The 23,828-nt window shown below is 71.2% G+C and carries 27 protein-coding genes and 2 pseudogenes; 10 read left to right on the plus strand and 19 right to left on the minus strand.

The features are described 5' to 3' along the window. Window positions 1-16: 16 nt before the first annotated feature. The 6 genes and pseudogenes from ACX27O_RS17200 to ACX27O_RS17225 form a co-directional block, all read right to left on the minus strand. Complete coding sequence (locus tag ACX27O_RS17200; protein ID WP_210861158.1) at window positions 17-526, minus strand: methylated-DNA--[protein]-cysteine S-methyltransferase; 510 nt, start codon at window positions 524-526, stop codon at window positions 17-19. After that, a pseudogene (locus tag ACX27O_RS17205) lies at window positions 523-906 on the minus strand (DNA-3-methyladenine glycosylase family protein); the annotation flags it as partial. The gene ACX27O_RS17200 and the pseudogene ACX27O_RS17205, both read right to left, overlap by 4 nt. A 72-nt stretch (window positions 907-978) precedes the next feature. Beyond that, a pseudogene (locus ACX27O_RS17210) lies at window positions 979-2,001 on the minus strand (bifunctional transcriptional activator/DNA repair enzyme AdaA); the annotation flags it as partial. Window positions 2,002-2,079: 78 nt separating this feature from the next. Then, window positions 2,080-3,477: an FAD-binding oxidoreductase gene (locus tag ACX27O_RS17215; protein WP_458939731.1), complete on the minus strand. Its 1,398-nt coding sequence runs from the start codon at window positions 3,475-3,477 to the stop codon at window positions 2,080-2,082. A 247-nt stretch (window positions 3,478-3,724) separates the two neighbouring features. Continuing rightward, a complete protein-coding gene (locus ACX27O_RS17220) occupies window positions 3,725-4,225 on the minus strand; it encodes a hypothetical protein (protein WP_458939732.1) in 501 nt (166 codons plus the stop codon). Next, complete coding sequence (locus ACX27O_RS17225) at window positions 4,222-4,731, minus strand: SigE family RNA polymerase sigma factor (RefSeq protein ID WP_030337483.1); 510 nt, start codon at window positions 4,729-4,731, stop codon at window positions 4,222-4,224. The genes ACX27O_RS17220 and ACX27O_RS17225 overlap by 4 nt, the downstream gene beginning before the upstream one ends. Window positions 4,732-4,870: 139 nt before the next feature. Here ACX27O_RS17225 and ACX27O_RS17230 point away from each other — a divergent pair, with 139 nt between their 5' ends. Continuing rightward, entirely contained in the window at window positions 4,871-5,374 is a 504-nt protein-coding gene (locus ACX27O_RS17230; RefSeq protein WP_387222440.1) for a hypothetical protein, read from the plus strand. A gap of 153 nt (window positions 5,375-5,527) precedes the next feature. Further along, entirely contained in the window at window positions 5,528-6,262 is a 735-nt protein-coding gene (locus tag ACX27O_RS17235) for a Type 1 glutamine amidotransferase-like domain-containing protein (RefSeq protein WP_210860966.1), read from the plus strand. A gap of 46 nt (window positions 6,263-6,308) precedes the next feature. Here ACX27O_RS17235 and ACX27O_RS17240 read toward each other — a convergent pair whose 3' ends face one another. Further along, window positions 6,309-6,899 (minus strand): exonuclease, encoded by a 591-nt coding sequence (locus tag ACX27O_RS17240; protein ID WP_210860964.1) that lies wholly within the window; start codon window positions 6,897-6,899, stop codon window positions 6,309-6,311. A gap of 142 nt (window positions 6,900-7,041) precedes the next feature. On the opposite strand from ACX27O_RS17240, the gene ychF reads away from it, so the two are divergent. The 3 genes from ychF to ACX27O_RS17255 all read left to right on the plus strand — a co-directional run bounded on the left by ychF (window position 7,042) and on the right by ACX27O_RS17255 (window position 9,497). Next, window positions 7,042-8,127 (plus strand): redox-regulated ATPase YchF, encoded by a 1,086-nt coding sequence (gene ychF, locus ACX27O_RS17245; protein ID WP_030337488.1) that lies wholly within the window; start codon window positions 7,042-7,044, stop codon window positions 8,125-8,127. A 205-nt stretch (window positions 8,128-8,332) separates the two neighbouring features. After that, window positions 8,333-9,103, plus strand: coding sequence for a class I SAM-dependent methyltransferase (locus ACX27O_RS17250; RefSeq protein ID WP_210860962.1), 771 nt, complete (start codon window positions 8,333-8,335; stop codon window positions 9,101-9,103). Window positions 9,104-9,152: 49 nt separating this feature from the next. Then, the gene (locus ACX27O_RS17255) at window positions 9,153-9,497 is read left to right on the plus strand and encodes an HflX-like GTP-binding protein (protein ID WP_358128467.1); all 345 of its coding nucleotides are present in this window, start codon (window positions 9,153-9,155) and stop codon (window positions 9,495-9,497) included. Between the two features lie 39 nt (window positions 9,498-9,536). On the opposite strand, the gene ACX27O_RS17260 is transcribed toward ACX27O_RS17255, so the two are convergent. Further along, complete coding sequence (locus tag ACX27O_RS17260; RefSeq protein ID WP_210866478.1) at window positions 9,537-9,911, minus strand: VOC family protein; 375 nt, start codon at window positions 9,909-9,911, stop codon at window positions 9,537-9,539. Between the two features lie 116 nt (window positions 9,912-10,027). Between ACX27O_RS17260 and ACX27O_RS17265 the strand changes: the two genes are divergently transcribed. Further along, window positions 10,028-10,486, plus strand: a complete 459-nt coding sequence (locus tag ACX27O_RS17265; protein WP_030337494.1) for an SRPBCC domain-containing protein — start codon at window positions 10,028-10,030, stop codon at window positions 10,484-10,486. Then, a complete protein-coding gene (locus ACX27O_RS17270) occupies window positions 10,483-10,830 on the plus strand; it encodes an ArsR/SmtB family transcription factor (protein WP_030337495.1) in 348 nt (115 codons plus the stop codon). The genes ACX27O_RS17265 and ACX27O_RS17270 overlap by 4 nt, the downstream gene beginning before the upstream one ends. Before the next feature lie 18 nt (window positions 10,831-10,848). Here the strand turns inward: ACX27O_RS17270 and ACX27O_RS17275 are convergent, their stop codons facing one another. The 4 genes from ACX27O_RS17275 to ACX27O_RS17290 all read right to left on the minus strand — a co-directional run bounded on the left by ACX27O_RS17275 (window position 10,849) and on the right by ACX27O_RS17290 (window position 14,675). Next, window positions 10,849-12,126 (minus strand): MFS transporter, encoded by a 1,278-nt coding sequence (locus tag ACX27O_RS17275; protein ID WP_210866479.1) that lies wholly within the window; start codon window positions 12,124-12,126, stop codon window positions 10,849-10,851. A 247-nt stretch (window positions 12,127-12,373) separates the two neighbouring features. Beyond that, window positions 12,374-13,108, minus strand: a complete 735-nt coding sequence (locus ACX27O_RS17280; RefSeq protein WP_358128457.1) for a class I SAM-dependent methyltransferase — start codon at window positions 13,106-13,108, stop codon at window positions 12,374-12,376. Between the two features lie 220 nt (window positions 13,109-13,328). Then, window positions 13,329-13,691 carry a PH domain-containing protein gene (locus ACX27O_RS17285; RefSeq protein ID WP_030337500.1) on the minus strand — a complete coding sequence of 121 codons (363 nt, stop codon included), beginning with the start codon at window positions 13,689-13,691 and terminating at the stop codon, window positions 13,329-13,331. Between the two features lie 63 nt (window positions 13,692-13,754). Continuing rightward, window positions 13,755-14,675: a LysR family transcriptional regulator gene (locus ACX27O_RS17290; protein ID WP_458939733.1), complete on the minus strand. Its 921-nt coding sequence runs from the start codon at window positions 14,673-14,675 to the stop codon at window positions 13,755-13,757. A 114-nt stretch (window positions 14,676-14,789) separates the two neighbouring features. Here ACX27O_RS17290 and ACX27O_RS17295 point away from each other — a divergent pair, with 114 nt between their 5' ends. Together ACX27O_RS17295 and ACX27O_RS17300 are read left to right on the plus strand one after the other, a co-directional pair. Beyond that, a complete protein-coding gene (locus ACX27O_RS17295) occupies window positions 14,790-15,143 on the plus strand; it encodes a DUF1801 domain-containing protein (RefSeq protein ID WP_210859787.1) in 354 nt (117 codons plus the stop codon). After that, the gene (locus ACX27O_RS17300) at window positions 15,140-15,556 is read left to right on the plus strand and encodes a VOC family protein (RefSeq protein WP_458939734.1); all 417 of its coding nucleotides are present in this window, start codon (window positions 15,140-15,142) and stop codon (window positions 15,554-15,556) included. Before ACX27O_RS17295 ends, ACX27O_RS17300 begins: the two co-directional genes overlap by 4 nt. Here the strand turns inward: ACX27O_RS17300 and ACX27O_RS17305 are convergent. Further along, window positions 15,543-15,851: a 4a-hydroxytetrahydrobiopterin dehydratase gene (locus ACX27O_RS17305; RefSeq protein WP_030337506.1), complete on the minus strand. Its 309-nt coding sequence runs from the start codon at window positions 15,849-15,851 to the stop codon at window positions 15,543-15,545. The two genes, ACX27O_RS17300 and ACX27O_RS17305, sit on opposite strands and share 14 nt — an antisense overlap. A 183-nt stretch (window positions 15,852-16,034) precedes the next feature. Here ACX27O_RS17305 and ACX27O_RS17310 point away from each other — a divergent pair, with 183 nt between their 5' ends. Continuing rightward, window positions 16,035-16,475: a (deoxy)nucleoside triphosphate pyrophosphohydrolase gene (locus tag ACX27O_RS17310; protein ID WP_357640061.1), complete on the plus strand. Its 441-nt coding sequence runs from the start codon at window positions 16,035-16,037 to the stop codon at window positions 16,473-16,475. 80 nt (window positions 16,476-16,555) lie between these two features. On the opposite strand, the gene ACX27O_RS17315 is transcribed toward ACX27O_RS17310, so the two are convergent. The 6 genes from ACX27O_RS17315 to ACX27O_RS17340 all read right to left on the minus strand — a co-directional run bounded on the left by ACX27O_RS17315 (window position 16,556) and on the right by ACX27O_RS17340 (window position 23,592). Then, window positions 16,556-17,620, minus strand: a complete 1,065-nt coding sequence (locus ACX27O_RS17315; RefSeq protein WP_030337510.1) for a succinate dehydrogenase/fumarate reductase iron-sulfur subunit — start codon at window positions 17,618-17,620, stop codon at window positions 16,556-16,558. Continuing rightward, window positions 17,617-19,545: a fumarate reductase/succinate dehydrogenase flavoprotein subunit gene (locus tag ACX27O_RS17320; RefSeq protein WP_030337511.1), complete on the minus strand. Its 1,929-nt coding sequence runs from the start codon at window positions 19,543-19,545 to the stop codon at window positions 17,617-17,619. The genes ACX27O_RS17315 and ACX27O_RS17320 overlap by 4 nt, the downstream gene beginning before the upstream one ends. A 12-nt stretch (window positions 19,546-19,557) precedes the next feature. Further along, window positions 19,558-20,364 carry a hypothetical protein gene (locus tag ACX27O_RS17325; protein WP_279519808.1) on the minus strand — a complete coding sequence of 269 codons (807 nt, stop codon included), beginning with the start codon at window positions 20,362-20,364 and terminating at the stop codon, window positions 19,558-19,560. A gap of 243 nt (window positions 20,365-20,607) precedes the next feature. Next, window positions 20,608-22,005: a TldD/PmbA family protein gene (locus ACX27O_RS17330; protein WP_387222458.1), complete on the minus strand. Its 1,398-nt coding sequence runs from the start codon at window positions 22,003-22,005 to the stop codon at window positions 20,608-20,610. Next, window positions 22,002-23,438 (minus strand): TldD/PmbA family protein, encoded by a 1,437-nt coding sequence (locus ACX27O_RS17335; RefSeq protein ID WP_210866483.1) that lies wholly within the window; start codon window positions 23,436-23,438, stop codon window positions 22,002-22,004. Before ACX27O_RS17335 ends, ACX27O_RS17330 begins: the two co-directional genes overlap by 4 nt. 31 nt (window positions 23,439-23,469) lie before the next feature. Further along, window positions 23,470-23,592 (minus strand): hypothetical protein, encoded by a 123-nt coding sequence (locus ACX27O_RS17340; protein WP_387222460.1) that lies wholly within the window; start codon window positions 23,590-23,592, stop codon window positions 23,470-23,472. Between the last annotated feature and the right edge of the window lie 236 nt (window positions 23,593-23,828).

The following is a 23,828-nucleotide window of genomic DNA, read 5'->3' on the forward strand; positions in this document are numbered from 1 at the left end:
GGTGTCGATGCTTCTGTCAGCTTGCCGTCAAGCGGCGCTCATGACCGAGAAGCCACTTCTTCACCTCCAGCCCCCAGCGGTAACCGCCGAGCGTGCCGTCGGTGCGAAGAACCCGGTGGCACGGCACGAAGAGGGCTGCCGCGTTCCGGGCGCAGGCCGCCGCGGCGGCCCGCACCGCCGGTGGCCGACCGGCCAGCGCGGCGTACCCGGTGTAGGTGACCGGGGTGCCGGGCGGCACCTCGCGCAGCACCTGCCAGGCGTGCGCCATGAACTCGCCGCCGGTGCGTTGCTGGACCGGCACCGCGTCGATGGCGGCGAGGTCACCGTCCAGGTAGGAGGTGACCGCCGCGCTGACCGGCCCGAGGTCGGTGCGCTCCCGCAGCGGTGCCCGCAGGGTCGGGTGGACCAGGGGCAGCAGTGCCGCCGGGTCCGGGGTGAAGCCGGCCGCCCGAACGGCACCGTCGGGGCCGGCGAGGATGCTCAGTGGACCGGCCGGTGTGCGCAGTACGGTGCTGTCGATGGTCATGCCGTTCTCCAGAGTCTGATCGTGGCGTAGGACCGCCAGGGACGCCATCGCTGGGCGTACCGGTCGAGGGTTGTCGGGGTGTCGGGCAGGCCGAGCGCGGCGGCACCGCGCCGGACCGCGAGGTCGGAGCTGAGCAGGATGTCCGGGTCGCCGAAGGCGCGCATGGCCAGGTAGTTGGCGGTCCACGGGCCGATGCCCGGGAGCACGAGCAGCCCTCGGACGGCCTCCCCCCGATCCACCCCGGGGGCGAGGTCGACAGACCCGTCCACCACGGCCCGGGCCAACCCCCGCAAGGACTCCCGCCGCCCCACCGGCATTCCGAACGCCGAATCCGGCAGCGACAAGAGCTCCTCCGCCCCCAAGAACCCCCGCAGCCCACCCCGTTGATCATGAGGTTGACCTGGGGTTTGATCTTCATCGACCTCGTCAACCTCATGATCAACGCGGTGGGAGAGGAGGCGGGTGAGGGTGGTTCTTGCCGAGGTGATCGAGACCTGCTGGTTGATGATGGCGCGGACGGCCACCTCGAAGCCGTCGACCGACCGGGGAACGCGGATGCCGGGTTCAGCGGCGACCGCCGGGGCCAGCGCCGGGTCGGCGGCCAGCGTGGCGTCGATGGCCACCGGGTCCGCATCCAGGTCGAGCAGTCGGCGGCAGCGGGCCACAGCGGGCGCCAGGTCGCGCAGGTCGGTCAGCCGCAACGTCGCTGCCACGTGCCCGTCCGCCGGGGTCAGCGCCACCTGGCCGGTGCCGTGTGGCAACCGCAGACCCCGGTGGTACGTCCCGTCGCGGACCTCCTCCACACCGGGCAACGCCCGCACCGCGAGGAAGTCCAGCAGCGCCCGGGCGTGCAGCGGCGGGCGGTACGCCAGCCGGAGCGTGATCGTCCCCGCCCCGACCGCCGTCCGCTGGCGACCACGGGCCGTGCGCAGGTCGGACGGGGCGCTCGCGTACACCTCGCGGAGCGTGTCGTTGAACTGCCGCACGCTGCCGAAGCCCGCGGCGAACGCGATCTCGGCCATCCCGAGGTCGGTCGTCTCGATGAGGATCCGGGCGGTCTGGGCCCGCTGCGCCCGGGCCAGCGCGAGCGGCCCGGCGCCCATCTCGGCGCTGAGCATCCGGTGCAGGTGCCGCTCGGTGTACCCCAGCCGGGAGGCCAGCCCCGGCACGCCGTCCCGGTCGATCACCCCGTCCGCGATCAACCGCATCGCCCGGCCGACCACGTCGGCGCGGACGTCCCACTGCGGTGAGCCGGGCGCGGCGTCCGGCCGGCAGCGGCGGCAGGCGCGCAGCCCGGCGCCCTGCGCCGCCGCGGCGGACGGGAAGAACCGGACGTTCTTCCGCTTGGGCGTGATCGCCGGGCAGGACGGCCGGCAGTAGATGCCGGTGGACGTCACACCGGTGTAGAACCAGCCGTCGAACCGCTGGTCACGGCTGTCCACGGCCCGGTAACACCGCTCGAAGTCCAGCTCCATGTCACCGATGATGCCCCGCTCGACTGGTCATCGGCTGGCGGGAATCGGACCTGGGCGTGCCGGTGCGAAGCGACCCGGTCAACGGGGGCGTCGACGACGCCGGTGTGGTTGACCAGACCCGCTGGGCTGGGCGGCGCGGTTGGGCTGGGCGGTGCGGTTGGGCTGGCCGGTCAGCAGGGCCGGTCGGAACACGCCGTCCGGGTCGTACCGCTTCCACAGCCGCCGGACCCGGGCCCCGGTCTCGCCCGGGTAGATCCGGGCGAACGCGGCCGGGTCCGGCCGGCTCTCGAAATTGACGTACGCACCGTCGGCCCGCGCTCCGACCGCCCGCCAGGCGGCGTTCAACGCGGCGTCGGCCTGCGGCGGAAACACCGACGCCACGATCAGGGTGTCCTGGTGGCGATGCGGGTACGCGGTCGCGTCGGGGGCGACGTCGTTGACCGCCCCGCCCAACGAGCGGAGTTGGACCACGGCCCGCCCCGGCCCGGTCACCGCTCGCGTCACGGCCCGCGCCCCGGCGTCGTCCAGCGCGGCAAACAGCCCGTTGGTGGTGGTGCCACGCTGCTGCCCGACGTTGGGGTTGAGGTGCGCGGTCGGCACCAGCGTCGGGTAGGGCAGCAGGTCGGTCCGGTGTTCGAGCACCTTGCCGATGGCGAGCAGCGGCTCCACCGCCGGTCGGGCCCGACGCAGGCTCTCGGCGGCGACCACGGCGGTGATGGACATGAGCACCGATCGGCCCTCCGCGAACACCACAGCGGCGGCGGACAACTCCCGGGGCGCCTGCCCGAGATAGCTCGTCCACTCCCGGACCGTGCGACCGTCCGGATGCGCCTCGACGACCAGCTGCGCGACACCGACGTTGCGCTGCTCGGCCGCCTCGATCTCGAAGGCCACCACGATCCCCGCGCCGGCTCCGGCCCCGCGGACCAGCCAGAACAGCTCCGGCTCGTGGTCGGCGTCCGCGCGCACCAGCGTCCCGTCCGCCAGCACCACCTCGACGGCGCGGACCCGGTCGACGGTCAGGCCGTGCGCGCGGACCAGCCAGCCGACACCACCGCCGGTGGCCAGGCCGCCGACCCCGACGCCGCCGTAGTCACCCGAACTGATCACCAGGCCGTACGGGGCCAACGCCTTCGCGACGTTCGCCCAGCGGGCACCGGCCTCGACCCGGACCAGCCCGGCCCGCTCGTCGATCACCTGAACCTGGTTGAGCATGGACAGGTCGATGACCACCCCACCGTTGTTCGACGAGGCCCCGGACAGGCCGTGCCCGCCGCTGCGGACCGCGATGGGCAGCCGCTGCTCGCGGGCGTAGCGGAGTGCGTCGACCACCTGGGCGGTGGTCTTCGGCAGCAGAACGGCGGCCGGCGACGCCGACCTGGTGTACGTCGAGCGCAGGTTGGCGTACCGGCGGTCGCCGGGTGTGACGATCTGCCCTCGGAGGGAGTCGGGCACCCGGGCCATGGCGGTGCTCATCGGTGCCCCCGCGGCGCGCGCCTCGGGTGTCCGGGATCGGTCATGGCCCAAGGATGAGCGGGCACGTCGGCGTCGACAAATCTGGTGCGCCGGTGCCCGCTGGTCGCCGCGCCGCACGACGCTCGCCGGTGCGAGGGAGTGGCGCGCGAAGGTGACCGGAATCTCCGACCGGCTCTCGCCTCCGGCGGTGACGGTGAGACGGCCGGCCCGGCCGGCGTGCGGTGACCGCCGACCGGACCGGTGGTGCTCAGGACAACGGGGTCGGCGAAGCCGTCGGCCGGCCCGGCACACCGGGCGGGCCCGCCGAGCTCGACGGGCTCGGTGAGACGGTCGGTCCGCCCGGTTTGCCCGGCACGCCCGGCGGCGTCAACGGGGTCGGCGACACAGTCGGCCGGCCGGGGACGCCGGGCGGACCCACCGGGCTGGCCAGTCCGCCACCGGGGCTGCGCTCGACCGTCGGCACCGCGGTGGGCGCGGACGGGATGGGTGCCGACGGGCTGGGTACGTCCGCCGGGCCGGCCGGGCTGGGCACGGCCGGGGGCGGTTCGTCCGAGCCGGTCGCGGCCACTGCGAGCGGAGTGGCGATCAGGATCGCCGCCAGGGTGCTCACCGCCCCCACCGTCACCGTGGCGCGGCGTCGGTTGCGCACCCGCCGTTCCGCTCGGCTCAACTGGTCATGCACGATCGGTGCCTCCTCGGCCAGGTCGGTGAGGGTGGAGCGGATGAGGTGCTCGAAGGGGTCCGTCATCGCCGTACCTCCAGCATGTCGACGTCCGGCAGCAGTTCCCGCAGTCGCTGCACCGCTCGATGGGTACGGCTGCGCACGGTGCCCACCGAGCAGCCGAGCAACTCGGCCACCCGGGCTTCGGGCAGGTCCTCGTAGTAGCGCAGGACCACCACCGCCCGCTGCGTCGGTGGCAGGTGACGCAGCGCGGCACGCATCGCCAACCGCACGTCGGAGCCGCCGCTGGGGTCACCGCCGACCGGTTCGTCCGCCGGGTTGAGCGGGGTCTCCCGCCGCCGTCGAAACCGCCGCCACCAGCTGATCTGCTCGCGGTACATCACCACCCGCAGATAGCCCTCCGGATCGGCGTGTCGAATGCTGTCCCACTTGGGGATGGCCCGCGCCAACGCCGACTGGAACAGGTCCTCGGCGGCGTTGCGGTCCCCCGTCAACAGGTACGCGACCCGCATCAGCGCCGGAGTCCGGCTGCCGACGAACTCGGCCAGCCGCGCGCGCTCGTCCTCGTCCACCCACCACCCCCGTTTCGTTGTCACAGATACAGACGTCCCAGGTCATCGTCGCTATCCACGATCGGTGGGGTTTTTCGGCCCGAAAGTGTCGGTCGTGCCGGGTAGCGTCCGGCCACCAACTGAAGAAGGGGTGCGGCGAATGACGAGCGTGGCGGGTTGGACGACGGCGTCGACACCGGGTGCGTTCCCCCCGCTGCCCCGCGCGGTGGCGCAGTCCTTCTACCGCCGGATGCGGGCCGTCGCGCCGGCCGCCGTCGGCGCCATCGAACGGGACCGGACGGGCGATCCCGAGCAGCGCTTCCCCGACACCGCCTGCGGCCGGTTGGTGGGCTCGCTGGACGACGCCGGCCTGCGGGCGCTCGGGATGTGGACGCACCACTGGTGCATGCGTTTCTACGACGACGACACGACTGTTGGTCGGCGGTTGATCCGTGAGCTCGCCGCGCGGCCGGGGCTGGGCTGGACGGCCGACGAGGTGCGGTGGATGCTGCGCGAGTCGGCTTCGGCCGGACCGGCCGCCGCCGACCGGTTCACCCTGCCCCGGGCCGCCGCCGGGCAACTGCCGCCGGCCGACCGTCCCACCCTGGGGCTGTGGCCGGATGTCGAGGTGCCCCGGCAACGGCGTCCCGACCAGTCTGGTTGATCATGGAGGTTGGCGGGGGTTGCGACTGTCGGACACCCCGCCACCACCATGATCGCCACGGGTGGAGGTCGGGCCCCGCGCCGGAACGCAACGGGCGGGAGGCCGGCTGCGGCAGGATGGACGCCGCATCGCCCGCAACGGAAGGACGCCCCGATGCCCGCCAGCGAACCGACCATCATCGCCACCAGCATGGGCTTCCTCCGGGGCGACCGTGGGCCCTACGACCTGCGTCCCGGCCCGGTCTTCGAGCTGGCGGCCGAGCTGGCTGAGGCCGGTTCGCGGCCGCGAATCTGCTACCTCGGGCAGGCCGTCGGCGACCAGCCCACCTCGCTGACCGGCGTCTACGGCGCGTTCGCCGGCACCCGGTTCGAGCCGTCCCACCTCGCGCTGTTCCCGATGCCGAACGTCGAGGACGTCCGCGCCCACCTGCTCGCCCAGGACGTGATCTGGGTCGGTGGCGGCAGCGTCGCCAACCTGCTCGCCGTGTGGCGGGTGCACGGGCTCGACGAGATCCTGCACGAGTGCTGGCAGGCCGGCGTGGTGCTGGCCGGTGTCTCCGCCGGCTCGATCTGCTGGCACGTCGGCGGTGCCACCGACAGTTTCGGGCCGCGGCTGCGGGGCTTCACCGACGGCCTGGCCTGGCTGCCGTACGGCAACGGGGTGCACTACGACAGTGAGGGCCAGCGCCGCCCGCTCATGCACGAGCTGGTCGGCGACGGCACGCTCCCCACGAGTCACTGCACCGACGACGGCGTCGGCCTGATCTACCGGGGCACCCGGCTGGTCGAGGCAATCGCGGACCGCGAGGGCGTCTCGGCGTACGAGGTCAGCCGGGGCGTGGACGGCAGCGTCCGGGAGGCGGTCATCGCCCCTCGCCTGCTCGGCTGAGCGTCACGCCTCGCTGAGCGTTACGCCTGCTCGGTCGGTCAGGGCGTCACGCCTGCTCGGCCGGGGGTGACGCCTCTTCGGCGGGCTGTCGGCGGCGGAGCACCGCGTCGAAGACCTGGGCCAGCTCGGCGGCGTCCTCACCGGCGTGGTGCGTGTGCGGCACGTCGTGCAGGCCCAGCTCGTGCTTGATCGTGCCTTTGCGGGTCCGGACCCATTCGCTGCCGGTCAACCCCATCCAGTAGCTGCGCAGATCGACGCCGGAGCCGGTCGCGCCGAACGGGCTGTGCCCGACGAAGCGGACGAAGTACCAGTGCACGAACATGCCGTCCCAGACGGCCGGGGCGGCCAGGAAGACCGGACGGCCGACCCGCCGCAGCCCGTTGACCCAGGCCGCGGCGGCGGACATCGCCTCCTGCGCGGTGGGCGCCTCCCGCAGCAGACGGTCCCGGTCCAGGCCGGAGACGGCCAGCGCCGCCGGGACGAACTCGTCGGAGATGGGACGCAGCTCGGTGTAGAAGGTCAGGTCCGGGCGGCCGGCCACGGCCATGCCCAACGAGATCATGCTGTACGGCCCGGGGATCGGCCCGTCGGCCTCCACATCGACGGCGATGTACAGCTCGGGCAACGTCGAGGTCATCTCACCTCCAACAGGGGAAGATCGAACCGGCAGGGTAGCAACGCGACAGGGGCCCGGCAGGCCCGACGATCGACCACCTGCCGACCGCCGAATCGGAGCCGCCTGGACCGGCCCGGCCGGGACCGGCGTAAGCTGGCCCGTCGTGAGTCTCACCATCGGCATCGTCGGCCTGCCCAACGTCGGCAAGAGCACGCTTTTCAACGCGTTGACCAAGAACGACGTGCTGGCGGCGAACTACCCGTTCGCCACCATCGAGCCCAACGTCGGCGTGGTCGGGCTCCCCGACGAGCGGCTGGGCAAGCTGGCCGAGATCTTCTCCTCGCAGAAGGTGCTGCCGGCGCCGGTGTCGTTCGTCGACATCGCCGGCCTGGTCCGTGGCGCGTCGAAGGGGCAGGGCCGGGGCAACGCCTTCCTGGCCAACATCCGGGACGCCTCGGCGATCTGCCAGGTCGTCCGGGCCTTCTCCGACCCGAACGTGGTGCACGTCGACGGCAAGGTCTCCCCGGCCGACGACATCGAGACGATCAACACCGAGCTGATCCTCGCCGACCTGCAGACCCTGGACAAGGCGCTGCCCCGGTTGGAGAAGGAAGCCAAGCTCCGCAAGGACCGGGCCGCCGCCGTCGCCGCCGCGAAGGCCGCGATCGAGGTGCTCGACGGTGGCACCACCCTGTACTCCGGGGCCGCCGCCGCCAAGATCGAGCTGGAGCACCTGCGCGAGCTGCACCTGCTCACCACCAAGCCCTTCCTGTACGTCTTCAACGTCGACGAGGCCGAGTTGGCCAACGAGACGTTCCTCGACGAGCTGCGCGCCCTCGTCGCCCCCGCCGAGGCCATCTTCATGGACGCCAAGATCGAGTCCGAGCTGGTGGACCTGCCCGAGGAGGAGGCCCGCGAACTGCTGGAGTCGATCGGGCAGAACGAGCCCGGCCTCAACCAGCTGGTCCGGGTGGGCTTCCGCACCCTCGGCCTCCAGACGTACCTCACGGCTGGCCCGAAGGAAGCGCGCGCCTGGACCGTCCCGATCGGCGCCACCGCGCCGGAGGCCGCGGGCGTCATCCACAGCGACTTCCAGCGCGGCTTCATCAAGGCCGAGGTGGTCTCGTACCAGGACCTGGTCGAGCACGGTTCGATGGCGGCGGCCAAGGCGGCGGGCAAGGTCCGCATCGAGGGCAAGGAGTACGTCATGCAGGACGGCGACGTGGTGGAGTTCCGCTTCAACGTCTGACATGCATGATCGACTCGGCTTCATTGACGTCGCGGTGTCCCCCCGACCTCGATAGCACGGTATTCAGGAAGGCGAGTGGATCATGACCAACCTGACCGGGATGCCGAGCACGTAGACGGGCTGGGCGGACGCCCCACCGGCTCCGCAGGGTCTGCACGCCGGCCACGGGGCAGTCGATGCCCACGAGCGGCGGTAGGTTGACCGCATGGCCGAACAGCTGCTGCGATCGTCGTTCGGCGCGGCCGCTGCCGCGTACGCCGAGCACCGCCCGGACTACGCGCAGGCCGCGGTGCGGTGGGCGCTGGAGCCCGCGCCCGGCCTACGTGTGCTCGACCTGGGAGCCGGCACCGGCAAGCTGTCCGCGACGCTGGTCGCGGTGGGCGCGGACGTCGTGGCGGTCGAGCCCGACCCGGCGATGCTTGCCGAGCTACGCCGTGCGCTGCCGGCCGTCCGTGCCCTGCCGGGTAGCGCGGAGGCGATCCCGTTGCCGGACGCGTCCGTCGACGCCGTGCTGGCCGGCAACGCCCTGCACTGGTTCGACATGACCGTCGCCGGGGCGGAAATCGCCAGAGTCCTCGCACCGGGCGGTGTCCTGGCCGGTCTGTGGAACATCATGGACGACCGGATCGACTGGGTTGCCGGGCTCGAACGCGTCAGCGGGAGTGCCGCCATCGGCCCGCGTGACACGTTGAGTAGTTGGCGCGCGGCGACGGCGGACATGGTCGTTGCGCGCACCGGCCTGATCGCCCGGTTCGGGTCGGCGGAGCAGGTCGAGTTCCCGCACGGTCAGCGGCGTACCGCCGACTCGCTCGTCGCGACGCTCGCGACGCGGGCCGGGATGCTGGTCATGCCGGACGCGGAACGAGCGGCCACACTCGACCGGGTCCGCGCCTTCCTCGGGAGTCGACCGGAGACCGCCAACGGCGAGTTCACAGTGCCCATGCTGACCGGCGTGCTGCGCGCCCGGCGACGCTGACAGCCGGCGAACCGGCGAGCAGACATCGGGACGGGGGGCGTTGAAAGCTGTGCTGGCAGGCACCGACGTGGCGCTGGTGGGCCTGTTCTCGGCGAAGGACAAGGAGTTCGAAAGCAAGCTCGACCTGCTGGCCGGCTTGGTGGAAGCCCGTGGTGGCCGGGTCGTGAGCCGGTACGTGCAGCGGCGGGGTGTCTCATCCGGCGGCGCGGACAAGATGGGCGACCCGTTCTCGCGGCGGACGTTGCTCAGCCCTGGTAGGGCCCGCGAAGTAGCCGATGCGTGCCAGCAGCACGGGGTTGGCGTTGCGGTCTTCGTGAACCCGTTGACCGACCACCAGCGGGCCGTCCTCACGGACATGTTCGGCTGCCTCGTCCTGAGCGGCGAGGACCTCTGACAGGTCAGGGACTGACGGCCTACTCGTCAGGAACGCGTCCTACTGCTCGGCCCAGGCACCCAGCTCGTTGCCGCTGGGGTCGGTGAAGTGGAACCGCCGGCCACCGGGGAACTCGTACGGCCCGTTCACCACCCGGCCGCCGGCTTCCTTGACGGCCTGCACCGACCGGTCCAGGTCGGTGGAGTAGAGCAGCACGAGTGGGCCGCCCGCCCGCACTTCCGCGTCCAGCCGGAGACCGCCCACCTCTGGTGCGTCGTCGCCGTGTGGACTGCGGATGCCGGCGTACTCCGGCCCGTAGTCGGTGAACCGCCAGCCGAACGCGTCGGCGTAGAAGCGCTTGGCCACGGCGAGGTCGGTCACCGTGAGCTCGATGTAGTCGATGGCGTGGTGGCGGTGCGGCGACGGCTCAGACATGCCCGGCATTGTGCATCCCGGGTACGACGGATTCCGCGACATGCAACGAAAGGTTGCGGGACGGCGTCCGGCTGTCGTAGGTTGAGTGCAACCAAAGGTTGCGAAAGGTTGTGGGTATGGAACAGGGAACGATCGAACGCGACATCCACGTCAACGCGTCCCCCGAGGTGGTCTTCGAGGTGGTCAGCCAGCCCGAGCACATGCGGGAGTGGTGGCCAGACGACGCGCGGTTCGAGTCGGTCGCTGGTGCGCCCGGCGAACTGGTGTGGCGCGACGCCGACACCGGCGAGACGACGACCGTCGCGTTCGCCGTGGTCGAGGTCGACCCGCCGAAGCGGTTCTCCTTCCGGTGGTGCTTCACCGAGCCGGACCGCGGCGGGCAGGCGCTGCTCGTCACCTTCGACCTGATCCCCAACGGCACGGGGACGCAGATCCGGATGACCGAGACCGGGTTCCGTGAGCAGGGGTGGGAGGTCGCCGTCCTGGAGGAGCAGTACCGCGACCACGAGAACGGTTGGGACCACTACATTCCCCGGCTGGGCGTGTACGTTTCGCGGCTGGTCGCGACCGCGTGAGCACTGTGGTCGACGACGAGCTGTGGTCGGCGATCGGCGACCCGATTCGGCGTACGATGATCGATCTTCTGCTCTCCGACGGACCGGGCACCGCCACCTCGTTGAGCAGGCAGCTACCCGTCACCCGGCAGGCCGTCTCGAAACACCTGGCGGTGCTGGACCGCGTTGGGCTGATCCACGCCGAGCCGGCCGGTCGCGAGCGTCACTACCAGGTCGACGAGGCGCAACTCGCCCGCGCGGTGGCCCAGCTGTCGGCGGTGGGCTCCACCTGGGACGCCCGACTCCGCCGGATCAAGCGCATCGCCGAGACGGTCGAACGCCACCGCACCAACGAGGGAAGCTGACAGTGGTCGACGTCCAGCTCAGCGACGGGCACTGACCTCGGTGACTGCCGGGTCGCCGGAGGATCGTGTCTTCCGCCAGGGAATCGCGAATCCTCCGGCGACCAGGCCGACGGTCACGATCGCCGTGGCGCAGAGCAGCATCGTCGGCCGGGCACCGATGGCACCCACCAGTGGCCCACCCAGCATGGTGCCCAGGGGCACCGCCACCACGAGGACCGCGCCGTTGGCGGCGAGCACCGCCGGTAGCTGCGCGATGGACGTGCTGCGCTGGAACAGCGCCATCGACGTGGACATGTACGGTGCCCAGATCAGGCCCGCCAAGGCGAACGCCGGCAGCGACACGCCGACGGGCGCACCGAGGCCCAGCGGCAACATGGCCACGCCGAACGCGACGACGATGGTGATGGTGGTGGCCCGCAGCGGCCAGCGGCGCAGGTGTCCAGTGATCAGCCCTCCGACGAGGCCGCCGACGCCGAACGCGGTGTAGTAGGCGCCCAACAGCGTCGCCGAGGCGTGCAGGTCATCGGTGATGTGGATCGGCATGGCCACGTACACCGGCCCGAACAGGAAGAAGAACGCGAGGCTCAGCGCCAGCAGGCCCAGGAGGGCGGGATTGCGGCGGATGACAGCGAACCCGGCGGTCCGCGACGCGCCGCGTTCGTGCCGGTGGTCGCTGTCCGCGGCGGACACCGCGAAGCGGTACGTCAGGGCCAGCGCGGCGAAGGTGGCGGCGTCGATGGCGATCACCCACACCGGCCCGACCCAGGCGATCAGGAGGCCCGCCAGTGGTGGACCGACGATGGTGGCGAACCCGCCGATGGTGGAGAGCACCGCGTTGGCCGGCAGATGGTGTCGCTGCGGCAGCAGTTCGGCGATCAGTGTGAACCGCCCGGCGGAACCCCACGAGTGCAGCAGTGCGGACGCGGCCAGCAGCACGACGTACAGCCCGATGGTGAGCGCACCGAAGAGGTAGGCGACGGGGATCGCCGCGAGTGCCGTGGCCCGCAGGATCGCGTCCCACCCGGCGAGCTGGGCACCGCCGCGACCGCGCAGCAGCCGGCCGAAGACGACAGTTCCGGCCGCGCTGGGCAGTGTGTACGCCGCCATGGTCACCGCGATCCAGGGGCCCCATTGATCATGCGGGACGAGTTGGATGGCGAGCCAGGACACCGCGACAACCGCCATCCCGTCGCCCAACGCGGAGACGGCGAGCCCGGGCAGCACGCGCCGGAGCTGAGGGTGACTGACCACCGGCCAGTACGGCGAGGAGCGTGGGAATCGGGAGGCGTACGGCATGCCGTCAGCTCACCCCGGTGCGGCCCTCGCAGACCAGCAAAACCTGCTCTCAGCAGAATCCGCCCAAGGCGGAACGTGGCCGGATCTCAGCCACGCCCCGGTCTGGGCGGCCGCTGTCGTGGGAGGCCGGGAAGGACAAGTCGATGGCCGCCTTCGGGCGGCGGGAGATCGACTCGGGTTCCTTGAAATCGGGCTGTCCTCGTGGCGAGGACACCCCGGCTTTCCGGAACCCGAGTCGATCAAACCGCTACTCCGCCCGGTAGACGGAGATGTGCGACGGGCTGTCGGCCTGGAACGGTCGCCGGTGCCAGTCGGCGTACCGCTCGGTGAGCCGGAGCCCTGCCTGCTGCGCCATCTCGTCGATCTGGTGTGGCCAGGCGTACCGCATGGCGAACGGCTTCAGGTGCACACCGTCGGCGTCGAACGTGATGGTCTGCCGGATGAACCGCTGCGCCGGCCGGTCGTACTTGTGCAGCCGGATCGTCGCGGAATCCTCGGTCACGGCCCGCACCTGCACCTGCTCGTCCGAGTCGAAGCCGCGAGGGTCGGGCACGAACGTCTCGACGACGAACGCGCCGCCGGGCGACAGCACCCGGGCGACGTTGCGGAAGCAGTCCGCCTGCCGCTCGGCGTCCACCAGGTTGAACAGGGTGTTGAAGACCAGGTACGCGAGCCGGAACTCACCGGTCACCGGGACGTCCGCCATGTCGGCGACGACCACCGGTATCCGCTCGCCGCCGGGTTTCGCCCGCAGCAGCGCCAGCATCTCCTCGGACGCCTCGACGCCGTGCACGTCGAGGCCCCGTTCGGCCAGCGGAAGCGCGACCCGGCCGGTGCCGATCGCCAGTTCGAGAACCGGGCCGCCGTCGGCCAGGTCGGCCAGGAAATCCACGGCGGGGGCCGGGTCAGGGTTGGTGTCGCCGTCGTCGTAGTCGGCGGCCCACAGCCGGCCGAAGAGGCCGGGATCGTCGAAGACCGACATCAGCGGCCTCCGGGGTTGGCGTCAGTGGCGCCCAGCGCCAGGGGAACGATGCTGCTCACGAAGTCTCGATTCGTCAGATCGGATGACGGTGGGTTCGGGGGACTTCGTCGTGTCGGGCATGGCGGCTGCTCCCTTCGCGCGGCTGTCGACCGAGGACACCAGAGACACCGCGGGCCCGGCAAGGCAATTACGCCAGCCGGGCCCACGCCGGGACGTGCCGTCAGGAGATGTGGTGCAGGATCACGTTGTGTACGTGGTGGCTCTTCTGCGCGCCACGGAACTCCACCTCGTAGGTGTGCGTGCCGACGTGGATGGCGATGGCGCCGGTGGAGAAGAACGAACCACCCCACGACTTGTTGCTGACCACGCTCACGCTGGTGATCTTCGAGTACGGGATGCTGGTGATCGCGAACCGCTTCCCGACGAACGAGCGGTCCTGGATGATCACCCGGCGGTCGGTCAGCCCGATGAACCCGGTGCCGGTGCCGACGGCGTCGTAGACGGCGATGATCTGCTCGCCTTCGAGGAGGCCACTCTCGATCTGCTGGACCTGCTCCTTGCGGTCGTACGCGATGTTCGCCATGCCGTTCAGGCTAGAAAACCGGTGCCAACGGGCCCAGCCGGGCGAGGACCCCGAGCGTCCGGGTCAGCTCGGCGGGGGTAAGCGCCCACTCGGCGTGTCTCGTCGGGGGTTCGCGTCGGTCGCGGCGCGGACGAACTCGCGCACGCGGGTGGTGGTGTTGCCGGGCAGCCAGACCGGCCCCCGTTCGATCGGTGGTGCGTCGTGGATGGGCACGTACGCCACGTCGGGACGCGGGTAGTAGCGCCGCGTGTGCTCGCCCACCGGCAGCACACCCCGGCCCAGCGCGACCAGTGACAGCATCTCGGAGAAGGTGTTCCCGGCGGGTCCCTTCGGCACCGGGCGGCCGCCGGGGGTGCGCTCCGGGGTGCGGTCCCGCTTGAACTCCGCCGAGGTCACGCTCGGGTACTGCACCACCGGGTGGTCGGCGAGCACCTCCAACGACACCGACCGTTCCCGGGTGAGCGGGTGACCCGCCGCCACCGCCAGCACCCGATCCTCGCGAAGCAGCGCCGGGCCGGTGGCCATCCCGTCGAACGGGTACGAGGCGATCAACACGTCCGTCGAGCCGTCGAGCAGCCCGGAGCGGGTGGTGGACAACTGTGCCTCGTGCACCTCCACCCGACAGTCGGGGTGCCGCTCGCCGAACAGGGCCACCGCCCGGAGCAGCACCGGCGCGGTCCACTCGCCGAGGAACGCCACCCGTAGCGTCCCGGTCACACCCCGGGCGGCGTCGGTCGCGCGGCGGACGGCCTCGTCCATCCCGGCAACCAGCGGGGCCAGTTCCTCGGCGAGCTGCCGGCCGATCGGGGTGAGCTGGACGACCCGACTGGTACGGGCGAACAGCGGTGCCCCGATCCGGCGTTCCAGCTTCTTCACGATGTGGCTGACCCGACCGGTGCTGACTGTCAACCGCTCGGCGGTGCGGCCGAAGTGCAGTTCCTTCGCGAGCGTCAGGAAGGTCTCGACCTCGTACCGCTCCAGCACACCGCCCCCATCGTTGACCTGTGGGCAACGATCGTAGCGACATCAGGTCTTGGTCGGTGTCCCTCGTCAGGGGATCGTGAACGCGGCAGGGAACACCGAGCGAAAGGCGAGAACGTGAGCGTTGACGACTACCTGGCCGGCCTGGCCGGCCCACTGCGCGAGATCGGCGAGAAGCTGACGCCGATCATCGCGGCGGCCCTGCCGGCGGCGACGGGCGCGATGTGGCACGGGCACCCGGTCTGGGGCCTGGGCGACCGGCCCGGCCAGCGCCCGGTCTGCCTGATCAAGGCGTACGGGTCCTTTGTCACCTTCGGGTTGTGGCGGGGACAGGAGATCGCCGACCCGTCAGGACGGTTGGTGCCCGGTGCGCGCTCGATGGCGGCGGTGAAGCTGCGCGACCTCGCCGACGTCGACCCGGCGCTGTTCAGCGGCTGGTTGCGCGCGGCGGCCGACTTGGAGCAGGCATGAGCGCGGTGCGGGTCACCGGTTTCGACCACCTGGTGCTGACCGTCGCCGACGTGGAACGGTCCCTGGACTTCTACTGCGGCCGGCTCGGGCTGGCGCCGGTACGGGTCGACGAGTGGCGGGCGGGCGCAGTCCCGTTTCCGTCGGTGCGGATCAGCCCCGACAGCATCATCGACCTCGTTCGAGGTGAACCGCAGGGCGCGAACGTGGACCACTTCTGCCTGGTGGTGGCGCCGTTGGGCTGGGCGCAGGTGATCGGGTCGGAAGTCTTCACGGTGCTGACCGGGCCGGTCAGCCGGTTCGGCGCCCGCGGTTCGGCGACCTCGATCTACGTGCGGGACCCGGACGGCAACTCGGTGGAGCTGCGCTGGTACCCGCAGGACGCGGAGTCGGCGTCGGTCGTCAGCCCTCGGTGACCGCCCGGTACGCGTCCTCGATGCGGGCGGCCAACAGGACCTCGCCCTCGGTCAGGGGCTCGCCGCTGCCGTGCCCGACCCGGATCTGGGTGCTGTCGGCCCGGCGGCTGATCTCGGGTCGCAGATGCAGCGCGTCCGCGACGACCTTGACCCGTTCAGTTAGTGCGGCGTGTTGGGTATCGTCGATCATGAGCGTCCGTCGGATCTGCTCGCCCTCGCGTGTCCAACCAGATAGCAAGGTCAACGCGTCGGAAAGGTAGTCGTGCTTGGCCCTGCTGTTGAACAGCACGCGCATCACCGCACCCCCCAAGCGCCGTTGCCGGCTCGTGGCCAAATCGTCGCCATCCCGTGTCTTGTCGGTGTCCCCTAGTCTCTCGCTGCTCGGAGGGGGTGTCCACGCCCACACTTCCGTGTCTTATTGGCCTAGCGGACGGCTACGGTACCCAAACCGCCGATTGATCTGGCACCCTGGACGCCCGTGCGGACCGAACGGGCGAATGGTGGCGGGCAGGCCGAGCGACGGGACCTGAAGGTGATCGTCGGCGCGGCGATCATCCGGGATGGGCGGGTGCTCGCCTGTGCGCGTTCCGCGCCACCCGAGGTAGCGGGCATGTGGGAGTTTCCGGGCGGAAAGGTCGAGCCGGGGGAGGCCGAGACCGACGCGTTGATCCGGGAGTGCGCCGAGGAGTTGGCCGTACGCGTCGAGATCGGCGACCGGGTCGGCCGCAACGTACGGATGGCGCACGGCCGCTCGGTGCTCAAGGTGTACGCGGCCCGCCTGCTCGGCGGCGACCAACCGCAGGCGCTGGAGCACGAGGCGCTGCGGTGGCTCACCGCCGACGAACTGGACTCGGTCACCTGGCTCCCCGCCGACGCCCCCATCGTGGCAGCCCTCCGCCCCCTCCTCACCCCCCGGTGATCACGCCCAGCCCCCGTTGATCACGCAAGTGGGACGGGGGCCGTGGCAACTGCCACGGCCCCCGTTGTTGTTCCGGGTGATTAGTGCTTGTTGTCCTGCTCCGGGTGGGCGAAGTTGAGGTGCTCCGGAGGCAGCGGGAAGGTCACGTCGTCGCCGAACGGCGACGGCGCGGCGGCCCGGTCGAAGGTGAGCTCGGTCAGCGGCAGCTTGCCCCGGTCGTCGACCGCCGGAGCGGTCGGGTGGGGCACCTCCCGGTGCCAGTTGACGCCGCTCTGCGCCTGCGCCTCAGCCCGCGAGTCGTGGGAGCCACCCGCGTGCGAGTGCACCCCACCCCGGGCGGAGCCCGGCGTCGCCGAGCCCTGACGGGCGGTGGTCACGCTGGTCTGGGGCGTCTCGCCCCGACGGAAGATCTTGCTACCAAGCCACACAAGGGGATCGTACCTGCGGTCGACGACCCGTTCCTTCATGGGGATGATCCCGTTGTCGGTGATCTTGATGTGCTCGGGGCAGACCTCGGTGCAGCACTTGGTGATGTTGCAGAAGCCGAGGCCCTGTTCGGCCTGCGCGTACTCCTTGCGGTCGGTCCGCGCGTCCAGCGGGTGCATGTCCAGCTCGGCCGCCCGGATGAAGTACCGCGGGCCGGAGAACGCCTGCTTGTTCTCCTCGTGGTCGCGGATCACGTGGCAGACCGTCTGGCACAGGAAGCACTCGATGCACTTGCGGAACTCCTGCGAGCGCTCGACGTCGACCTGCTGCATCCGGTAGTCGCCCGGAGCGACGTCCGCCGGAGGCGCGAACGCCGGGGTCTCCCGTGCCTTCTCGTAGTTGAACGAGACGTCGGTGACCAGGTCCCGGATCACCGGGAAGGTGCGCAGCGGGGTGACAGTGACGGTCTCGTCGTCGCCGAAGGTCGACATCCGCGTCATGCAACCCAACCGCGGCTTACCGTTGATCTCCATGGAGCAGGAGCCGCACTTGCCGGCCTTGCAGTTCCACCGGCAGGCCAGGTCGGGCGCGTCGGTGGCCTGCAGACGGTGGATGACGTCGAGGACGACCTCGCCCTCGTTCACCTCCACCATGTAGTCCTGGAGGTCACCGCCGCTCTCGTCGCCCCGCCAGATCCGGAACTGACGCTTCGCGCTCATCGGTTGTCCGCCTCTCCAGCGTCGGCGACGAGGGCGTCGAAGTCGGCGAGCTCCTCGTCGGTGAGGTACTTGGCCAGCTCGGCCCGGTCGAAGAGGCCGATCAGCTCCGGCCGCATCTTCGGCAGCGGCTTGCGGGTCAGCTGCACGGTGTCGCCGTCCAGTGCGCAGACCAGGTTGACCTGCCGCCACTTGGGCTCCATCGCCGGGTAGTCCTCCCGGGTGTGCCCGCCGCGCGACTCCTGCCGCTCCAGCGCCGCCTTCGCTGTGCACTCCGAGACCACCAGCATGTTGCGCAGATCCAGGGCCAGGTGCCAGCCCGGGTTGTAGCGTCGGCCGCCGGCCGCGCTCACCTTGGCCACCCGCTCCCGCAGCTCGGCGAGCCGGACCAGCGCGTCGGCCAGCTCACCCTCGCGCCGGATGATGCCGACCAGGTCGCCCATGACCGCCTGGAGGTCCTGCTGAAGGGTGTACGGGCTCTCGCCGGTGTCCCGTTGCAGCGGGGCGAGGGCGGTCTCCACGGCGGCCTCGACCTCGTGCACCGCCACCTTCGGCCGGGTGGTCAGCCCGTCGGCGTAGCTGGCGGCGTGCCCGCCCGCTCGCTTGCCGAAGACCAGCAGGTCGGACAGGGAGTTGCCACCGAGTCGGTTGGAACCGTGCATGCCGCCGGAGACCTCACCGGCGGCGAACAGCCCGCGTACGTGGCCGAAGGCGGCACCCGAATCCGGGTCCACCTCGACGCCGCCCATCACGTAGTGACAGGTCGGCCCCACCTCCATCGGCTCGGCCGTGATGTCGACGTCGGCCAGCTCCTTGAACTGGTGGTACATCGACGGCAGCCGCCGGCGGATCTCGTCGGCGGAGCGTCGGCTCGCGATGTCCAGGAAGACACCACCGGCGGGGGAGCCCCGACCGGCCTTGACCTCGCTGTTGATGGCGCGGGCCACCTCGTCGCGGGGGAGCAGCTCCGGCGGACGCCGGTTGTTGTCCGGGTCGGTGTACCAGCGGTCCGCCTCCTCCTCGGTCTCCGCGTACTGCTTGCGGAAGACGTCGGGGACGTAGTCGAACATGAACCGCTTGCCTTCGGAGTTCTTCAGGACACCGCCGTCACCGCGCACCGACTCGGTGACCAGGATGCCCTTCACCGAGGGCGGCCAGACCATGCCGGTGGGGTGGAACTGGAGGAACTCCATGTTGATCAGTGTCGCCCCGGCGCGCAGCGCCAGCGCGTGCCCGTCCCCGGTGTACTCCCACGAGTTCGAGGTGACCTTGTAGGAGCGTCCGACGCCACCGGTGGCCAACACGACCGCCGGCGCCTCGAAGAGGATGAACTCGCCCGACTCCCGGTAGTAGCCGAACGCGCCGGCCACCCGGTCACCGTCGAGCAGCAGCTCGGTGATGGTCGTCTCGGAGAACACCCGGATCCGGGCGTCGTACGAGCCGAACTCGCGCTGGTCCTCCTGCTGGAGGGAGACGATCTTCTGCTGGAGGGTGCGGATCAGCTCCAGGCCGGTCCGGTCGCCCACGTGCGCCAGACGCGGGTACTCGTGGCCGCCGAAGTTGCGCTGCGAGATCTTGCCGTCCTTGGTGCGGTCGAAGAGCGCACCGTACGTCTCCAGCTCCCAGATCCGCTGCGGCGACTCCTTCGCGTGCAGCTCGGCCATCCGGAAGTTGTTGAGGAACTTCCCGCCGCGCATGGTGTCGCGGAAGTGCACCTGCCAGTTGTCCCGGCTGTTCACGTTGCCCATCGCGGCGGCCGCGCCGCCCTCGGCCATCACCGTGTGCGCCTTGCCGAACAGCGACTTGGAGATGATCGCGGTCTTCTTGCCGGCGAGCCGGGCCTCGATCGCCGCGCGGAGACCGGCGCCGCCGGCCCCGATGACGACGACGTCGTAGTGGTGTCGTTCGATGCGAGTGGTTGTGGTCATGTCAGGGGCCCTTTAGTTGATGAACCGCAGGTCGGAGAACCAGCCGGCAGCGAGCGCCATGATGTAGAAGTCGGCCAGCGCCAGGGTGCCGAGGGTGATCCAGGCGAGCTGCATGTGCCGGACGTTCAGGGCCGAGACGAACGTCCAGGCCCGGTAGCGCACCGGGTGCTTGGAGAAGTGCTTGAGCCGGCCGCCGATGATGTGCCGGCAGGAGTGGCAGGAAATCGTGTACGCCCAGAGCATCACCACGTTGAGCACCAGGATGATGTTGCCCAGCCCGAAGCCGAAGCCCTTCGGCGAGTGGAACGCGAGGATCGCGTCCCAGGTGTTGATCAGCGAGATGATCGCCGCGGCGTAGAAGAAGTAGCGGTGCAGGTTCTGCCCGAGCAGCGGGAAACGGGTCTCACCGCTGTACTCCTTGTGCCCGTCCGGGACGGCGCAGGCCGGCGGCGACAGCCAGAACGACCGGTAGTACGCCTTGCGGTAGTAGTAGCAGGTGAGCCGGAACAGCAGCAGGAACGGCAGCGTCAGCGCGGCGTCCGGGATGATCCACCAGCCGGGCAGGAAACGGCCGAAGTGCGAGGCGCCCTCGATACACCGCTCCGTGACGCAGGGCGAGTAGAACGGGGTCAGGTAGTGGTAATCCGCGACCCAGTAGAAGTCGTGCATGAAGACACGGACCGTCGCGTACACGACCCAGGCGCTGAGCCCGATCACGGTGATCAGCGGGGCGAACCACCATCGGTCGGTACGCAACGTCTTCGCCGCGATGGCGGCGCGCGCCCGCGCCCCCCTCGGCCTCGTTGCCGTTGAAGTCATTCGAGTCGTCTCCTCGACGGGCCCGTACGGGCGGGCTGATCTCTCTCCGGTCGGCACGCGGACCGGCGAACCCGCACCCGCTGCCACGTCATGCGCACACCAACGACCGCGCCGGATCGACCGACGCAGCTAAGTGACACACGTTACGCCGATCTCTGCGGGCCGTCCGCGCAAGGGAGTGTCCCGTGTGTCTGGCCTGCGGAAAAGCCCCCAGCGAGCCGGTTTCCGCGCGCCGGTTGACCATCAACCGGAGGCGCCTCCGGTGAAGTGCCAGGACGCCAGCCGCAACGAGGGCGCCGCCCACCAGGCACCGTCCACCCGATCCGGTTGACGCACCGCCCGCGCACCCAGCCCGAGCACCGCCCCCGGCCCCAGCGCCCTCGGGTACGACTCGGTGAACCGCAGGTCACGGACCGCCCTGACCACAGTGCCGTCCTCGATCAGCCAGACACCATTGCGGGTCAGCCCGGTGACGACGAGGCTCTTCGGGTCGAGCACCCGCGTGTACCAGAGGTCGGTGACCAGCAGGCCCCGGCGTACCCCAGCCACCAACGCGGCGGTGTCCGCGTCGACGACAGCGCCGGCCGCCGCGCCGGTGGTGCTCCGGCCCGCGGCACTGGCCGGGCCCGCCGCCGCACCACTCAGCCGCAGGTTGCGGGGCATCGGGCCCCAGGTGGCACCCCCCGCGACAGCGTGCCCGGTGGACTCCGTGCCCGCCTCGGCGGCGGTCCGGCGATCGTGGGCCACCGCCCTGGTGGTGCCCGCCTCGACCAACGTCAACGCCCCCCGGCCGGTGCCCTCCGCGTCGAACGGCAACCCGGACCCGCCCAGCGGATCGTCCACCACTGTCACCGCCCTGTCGAACTGGGCCGCGCCCGGCTCGGCGAACGACTGCCGCTCGTTGTACCGCTTGCCGTTGAAGCCGTAGAACGACAAATTCTGCAACAGGTCCGCCACGGCGGCCGGCTCGAACACCACCTCGTAGTGCCCCGGCGGCAACTCGACCGGGTCGGCCGCCGCCTGCGCCTTCGCCGCCGCCTGCGCGCCCAACTCGGCGCCGTCGAGGTCGGACAGCCGGTCAGCGCTGCGCCGGGCCACCCCGTCCGCGCCGTCGCGGCGGGCGATGCCGTCCATCGCCGCCTCCACCGAGCGGCCGTACGCCGAGTGCCCGGCCGAGTTGGCGAACGCCGACGAGCGGTGCGCGGTACGGCAGTAACCGGCGGTGCTCAGGCCCCCGGCGGCGGCCACGAACGCCCCCACCCGGTCGGCCCGCTGATCCGGCTCGGCCTGCGCGGTGGCCTCGTCGACGGGCGGCGCCTGCGGCATCGGCACGGGCGCGGTCAACCCCGGCCAGCCCTGGTCAGGTGGGCACAGCCGCGCCGCCGTCAGGGTGCGCTCCACCAGTGCGGACAACCCGTCGGCGGTGACCACGCTGCCGCCGCCGGCAGCCGTCCGACCGTCGACGTGCACCCGCAGTCGGACCCCCACTGTCGACTCGGAAACGTTCTGATGGATGCCCGAGTTGGCGAACCGGGTCAACGCCAGGTCCGCCCGGGTCACCACCGCCTCCGCCTGCGCGGCCGGCCCGCCGAGCCGCCGCACCAACTCCACAACCTGCCCCGCCAGCTCCAGCTCGGTCATGCCGACACCCCCACCCGGACGTTGCGGAACCGGGCCGGCGCGGCCGGGTGGCCGGTGTGCCCGATCTGGCCGGGCTGGCCCTTGCCGCAGTTGGGCGTCCCCCAGGAGACCGTCTCACCGGAGAGCATGTCCATCGAGCGCCAGAACAGCGGGCCGATCCCGGTGTACGTGGGATTGCGCAGCATCCGCCCCCGCCGCCCCTTCTTGATCTCCCAGCCGACCTCGCAGCCGAACTGGAAGTTGAGACGCTTGTCGTCGATCGACCAGGACCGGTTGAGGTCCATCAGCACCCCGTCGTCGGTGGCCGCGATGATCTCCTCCAGGGTGTGCGGGCCGGGTTCCAGGCCGACGTTGGTCATCCGCACCATCGGCAGCCGCGCCCACCCGTCGGCCCGTACGCTGCCGCCGTAGTCGAGGCTGGCCATCGCTGCGGAGTCCCGGCCGGCGAGCACCCCCACCCAGCGACCGTCGCGGACCGCGTCCCGCTTGACCGCCGGGGAGCCCTCGTCGTCGAAACCGAAGCTGCCCAACGCGCCCGGGATCGTCGGGTCGATGGTGATGTTCATCAGCTCCGAGCCGTAGCGCAGCGAACCGAGCTGGGCCAGGTCCAGCCAGGACGTGCCGGCGAACGCCGCCTCCCACCCGAGGATCCGGTCCAGTTCGATGGCGTGCCCCACCGACTCGTGGATCTGGAGGGCCAACTGCTCGCCGCCGAGGATCAGATCCGTCTCACCGGCCGGGCACTGCGGCGCGGTGAGCAGCGCCCGGGACTCCTCGGCGATCTGCGCGGCGTGCGCGGCCAGGTCCAGCGACTCGACCAGCTCCCACCCGGTCGTGCCGTACTGGCCGCGGTAGCTGGGCCAGGACCGGCGCTGCGTCTCGCCGTCGCCAATGGAGGTGGCCGAGATGCCACCACCGCACTCGCGGATGCGCTGGTCGATCCGGTGGCCCTCGCTGGAGACGAACCACTTCGCGGTGTCCCAGATCTGGTAAAGGCCCTCGGCCAGATCCGCGCCGTGCTCGGCCATCGTGCGGGTCGCGTCGACCAGCAGATCGCCCTTGTCGGACAGGGGCACCCCGAGCGGGTCGATCTGGCAGCCGGAGGCCCAGCTCGCGGTGACCGCCTCGACCGGCACCAGGTCGACCGGAGGGCCCGGCACCCGCGCGCTCGCCATCGCGATCCGGGTCGCGCGCCGGCCGGCGTCGCGGGCGGCGGCGTCCGACAGATCGGGTACGGCGTGGAAGCCCCAGCTCGCCCCGACCAACGCGCGGACTCCCAGCCCGATGCTCTCGTCCTGGGTCAGCTCCTCCACGTCACCGTTGCGCGCGGTCATCGACTCGTAGCGGCGGTGCATCACCCGGGCGTCGGCGTACCGCGCGCCCGCGTCGAGGGCGGCCTGTACGGCGGCGGTCGCCGCGTCGAACTCGGTCATGGACCGACCCTAGGCCAGCCGCCCACACCTGTCAGGGAAGCAGTTCCTCCGGCCGGATGGTCGCCCGCACCGGCTCGGTCAGTTCCAGAACCTCGCCGCGCTTGGTCGTTGCCCTCTCCAGGTAGTGGCCGCCCTGCCGTTGGTGGAGACGCACGGTCAGGCTGTCTCCTGCCTGTCGGAGACAGCAACATCGGGGAAGTTGCTCGGATCTTGGCGCGGGGCGCGGGGCGCGGGGCGCGGGCGGCAGCGCATCCAGCGTGCGATCGCGGCATGAACGGGTGTGGATGGGGAGGTGACGGGGGTGCGGGGCCGATGCCGACTCGTTACGCTCGGGCCCGCTGACACGTGCCGACTTTGTAGCTTATTTTCACCCTCGGGACTTTCCTGTAA

The sequence above is a fragment of the Micromonospora sp. SD19 genome (assembly GCF_054462275.1).

What these genes read in the sequence shown, in the direction of transcription:
- ACX27O_RS17200 (WP_210861158.1), bottom strand. Translation starts at nt 526, where the DNA reads ATGACCATCGACAGCACCGTACTGCGCACACCGGCCGGTCCACTGAGC.
- ACX27O_RS17215 (WP_458939731.1), bottom strand. Translation starts at nt 3,477, where the DNA reads ATGAGCACCGCCATGGCCCGGGTGCCCGACTCCCTCCGAGGGCAGATC.
- ACX27O_RS17220 (WP_458939732.1), bottom strand. Translation starts at nt 4,225, where the DNA reads ATGACGGACCCCTTCGAGCACCTCATCCGCTCCACCCTCACCGACCTG.
- ACX27O_RS17230 (WP_387222440.1), top strand. Translation starts at nt 4,871, where the DNA reads ATGACGAGCGTGGCGGGTTGGACGACGGCGTCGACACCGGGTGCGTTC.
- ACX27O_RS17235 (WP_210860966.1), top strand. Translation starts at nt 5,528, where the DNA reads ATGCCCGCCAGCGAACCGACCATCATCGCCACCAGCATGGGCTTCCTC.
- ACX27O_RS17240 (WP_210860964.1), bottom strand. Translation starts at nt 6,899, where the DNA reads ATGACCTCGACGTTGCCCGAGCTGTACATCGCCGTCGATGTGGAGGCC.
- ACX27O_RS17250 (WP_210860962.1), top strand. Translation starts at nt 8,333, where the DNA reads ATGGCCGAACAGCTGCTGCGATCGTCGTTCGGCGCGGCCGCTGCCGCG.
- ACX27O_RS17260 (WP_210866478.1), bottom strand. Translation starts at nt 9,911, where the DNA reads ATGTCTGAGCCGTCGCCGCACCGCCACCACGCCATCGACTACATCGAG.
- ACX27O_RS17265 (WP_030337494.1), top strand. Translation starts at nt 10,028, where the DNA reads ATGGAACAGGGAACGATCGAACGCGACATCCACGTCAACGCGTCCCCC.
- ACX27O_RS17275 (WP_210866479.1), bottom strand. Translation starts at nt 12,126, where the DNA reads ATGCCGTACGCCTCCCGATTCCCACGCTCCTCGCCGTACTGGCCGGTG.
- ACX27O_RS17280 (WP_358128457.1), bottom strand. Translation starts at nt 13,108, where the DNA reads ATGTCGGTCTTCGACGATCCCGGCCTCTTCGGCCGGCTGTGGGCCGCC.
- ACX27O_RS17285 (WP_030337500.1), bottom strand. Translation starts at nt 13,691, where the DNA reads ATGGCGAACATCGCGTACGACCGCAAGGAGCAGGTCCAGCAGATCGAG.
- ACX27O_RS17300 (WP_458939734.1), top strand. Translation starts at nt 15,140, where the DNA reads ATGAGCGCGGTGCGGGTCACCGGTTTCGACCACCTGGTGCTGACCGTC.
- ACX27O_RS17305 (WP_030337506.1), bottom strand. Translation starts at nt 15,851, where the DNA reads ATGCGCGTGCTGTTCAACAGCAGGGCCAAGCACGACTACCTTTCCGAC.
- ACX27O_RS17315 (WP_030337510.1), bottom strand. Translation starts at nt 17,620, where the DNA reads ATGAGCGCGAAGCGTCAGTTCCGGATCTGGCGGGGCGACGAGAGCGGC.
- ACX27O_RS17320 (WP_030337511.1), bottom strand. Translation starts at nt 19,545, where the DNA reads ATGACCACAACCACTCGCATCGAACGACACCACTACGACGTCGTCGTC.
- ACX27O_RS17325 (WP_279519808.1), bottom strand. Translation starts at nt 20,364, where the DNA reads ATGACTTCAACGGCAACGAGGCCGAGGGGGGCGCGGGCGCGCGCCGCC.
- ACX27O_RS17330 (WP_387222458.1), bottom strand. Translation starts at nt 22,005, where the DNA reads ATGACCGAGCTGGAGCTGGCGGGGCAGGTTGTGGAGTTGGTGCGGCGG.
- ACX27O_RS17335 (WP_210866483.1), bottom strand. Translation starts at nt 23,438, where the DNA reads ATGACCGAGTTCGACGCGGCGACCGCCGCCGTACAGGCCGCCCTCGAC.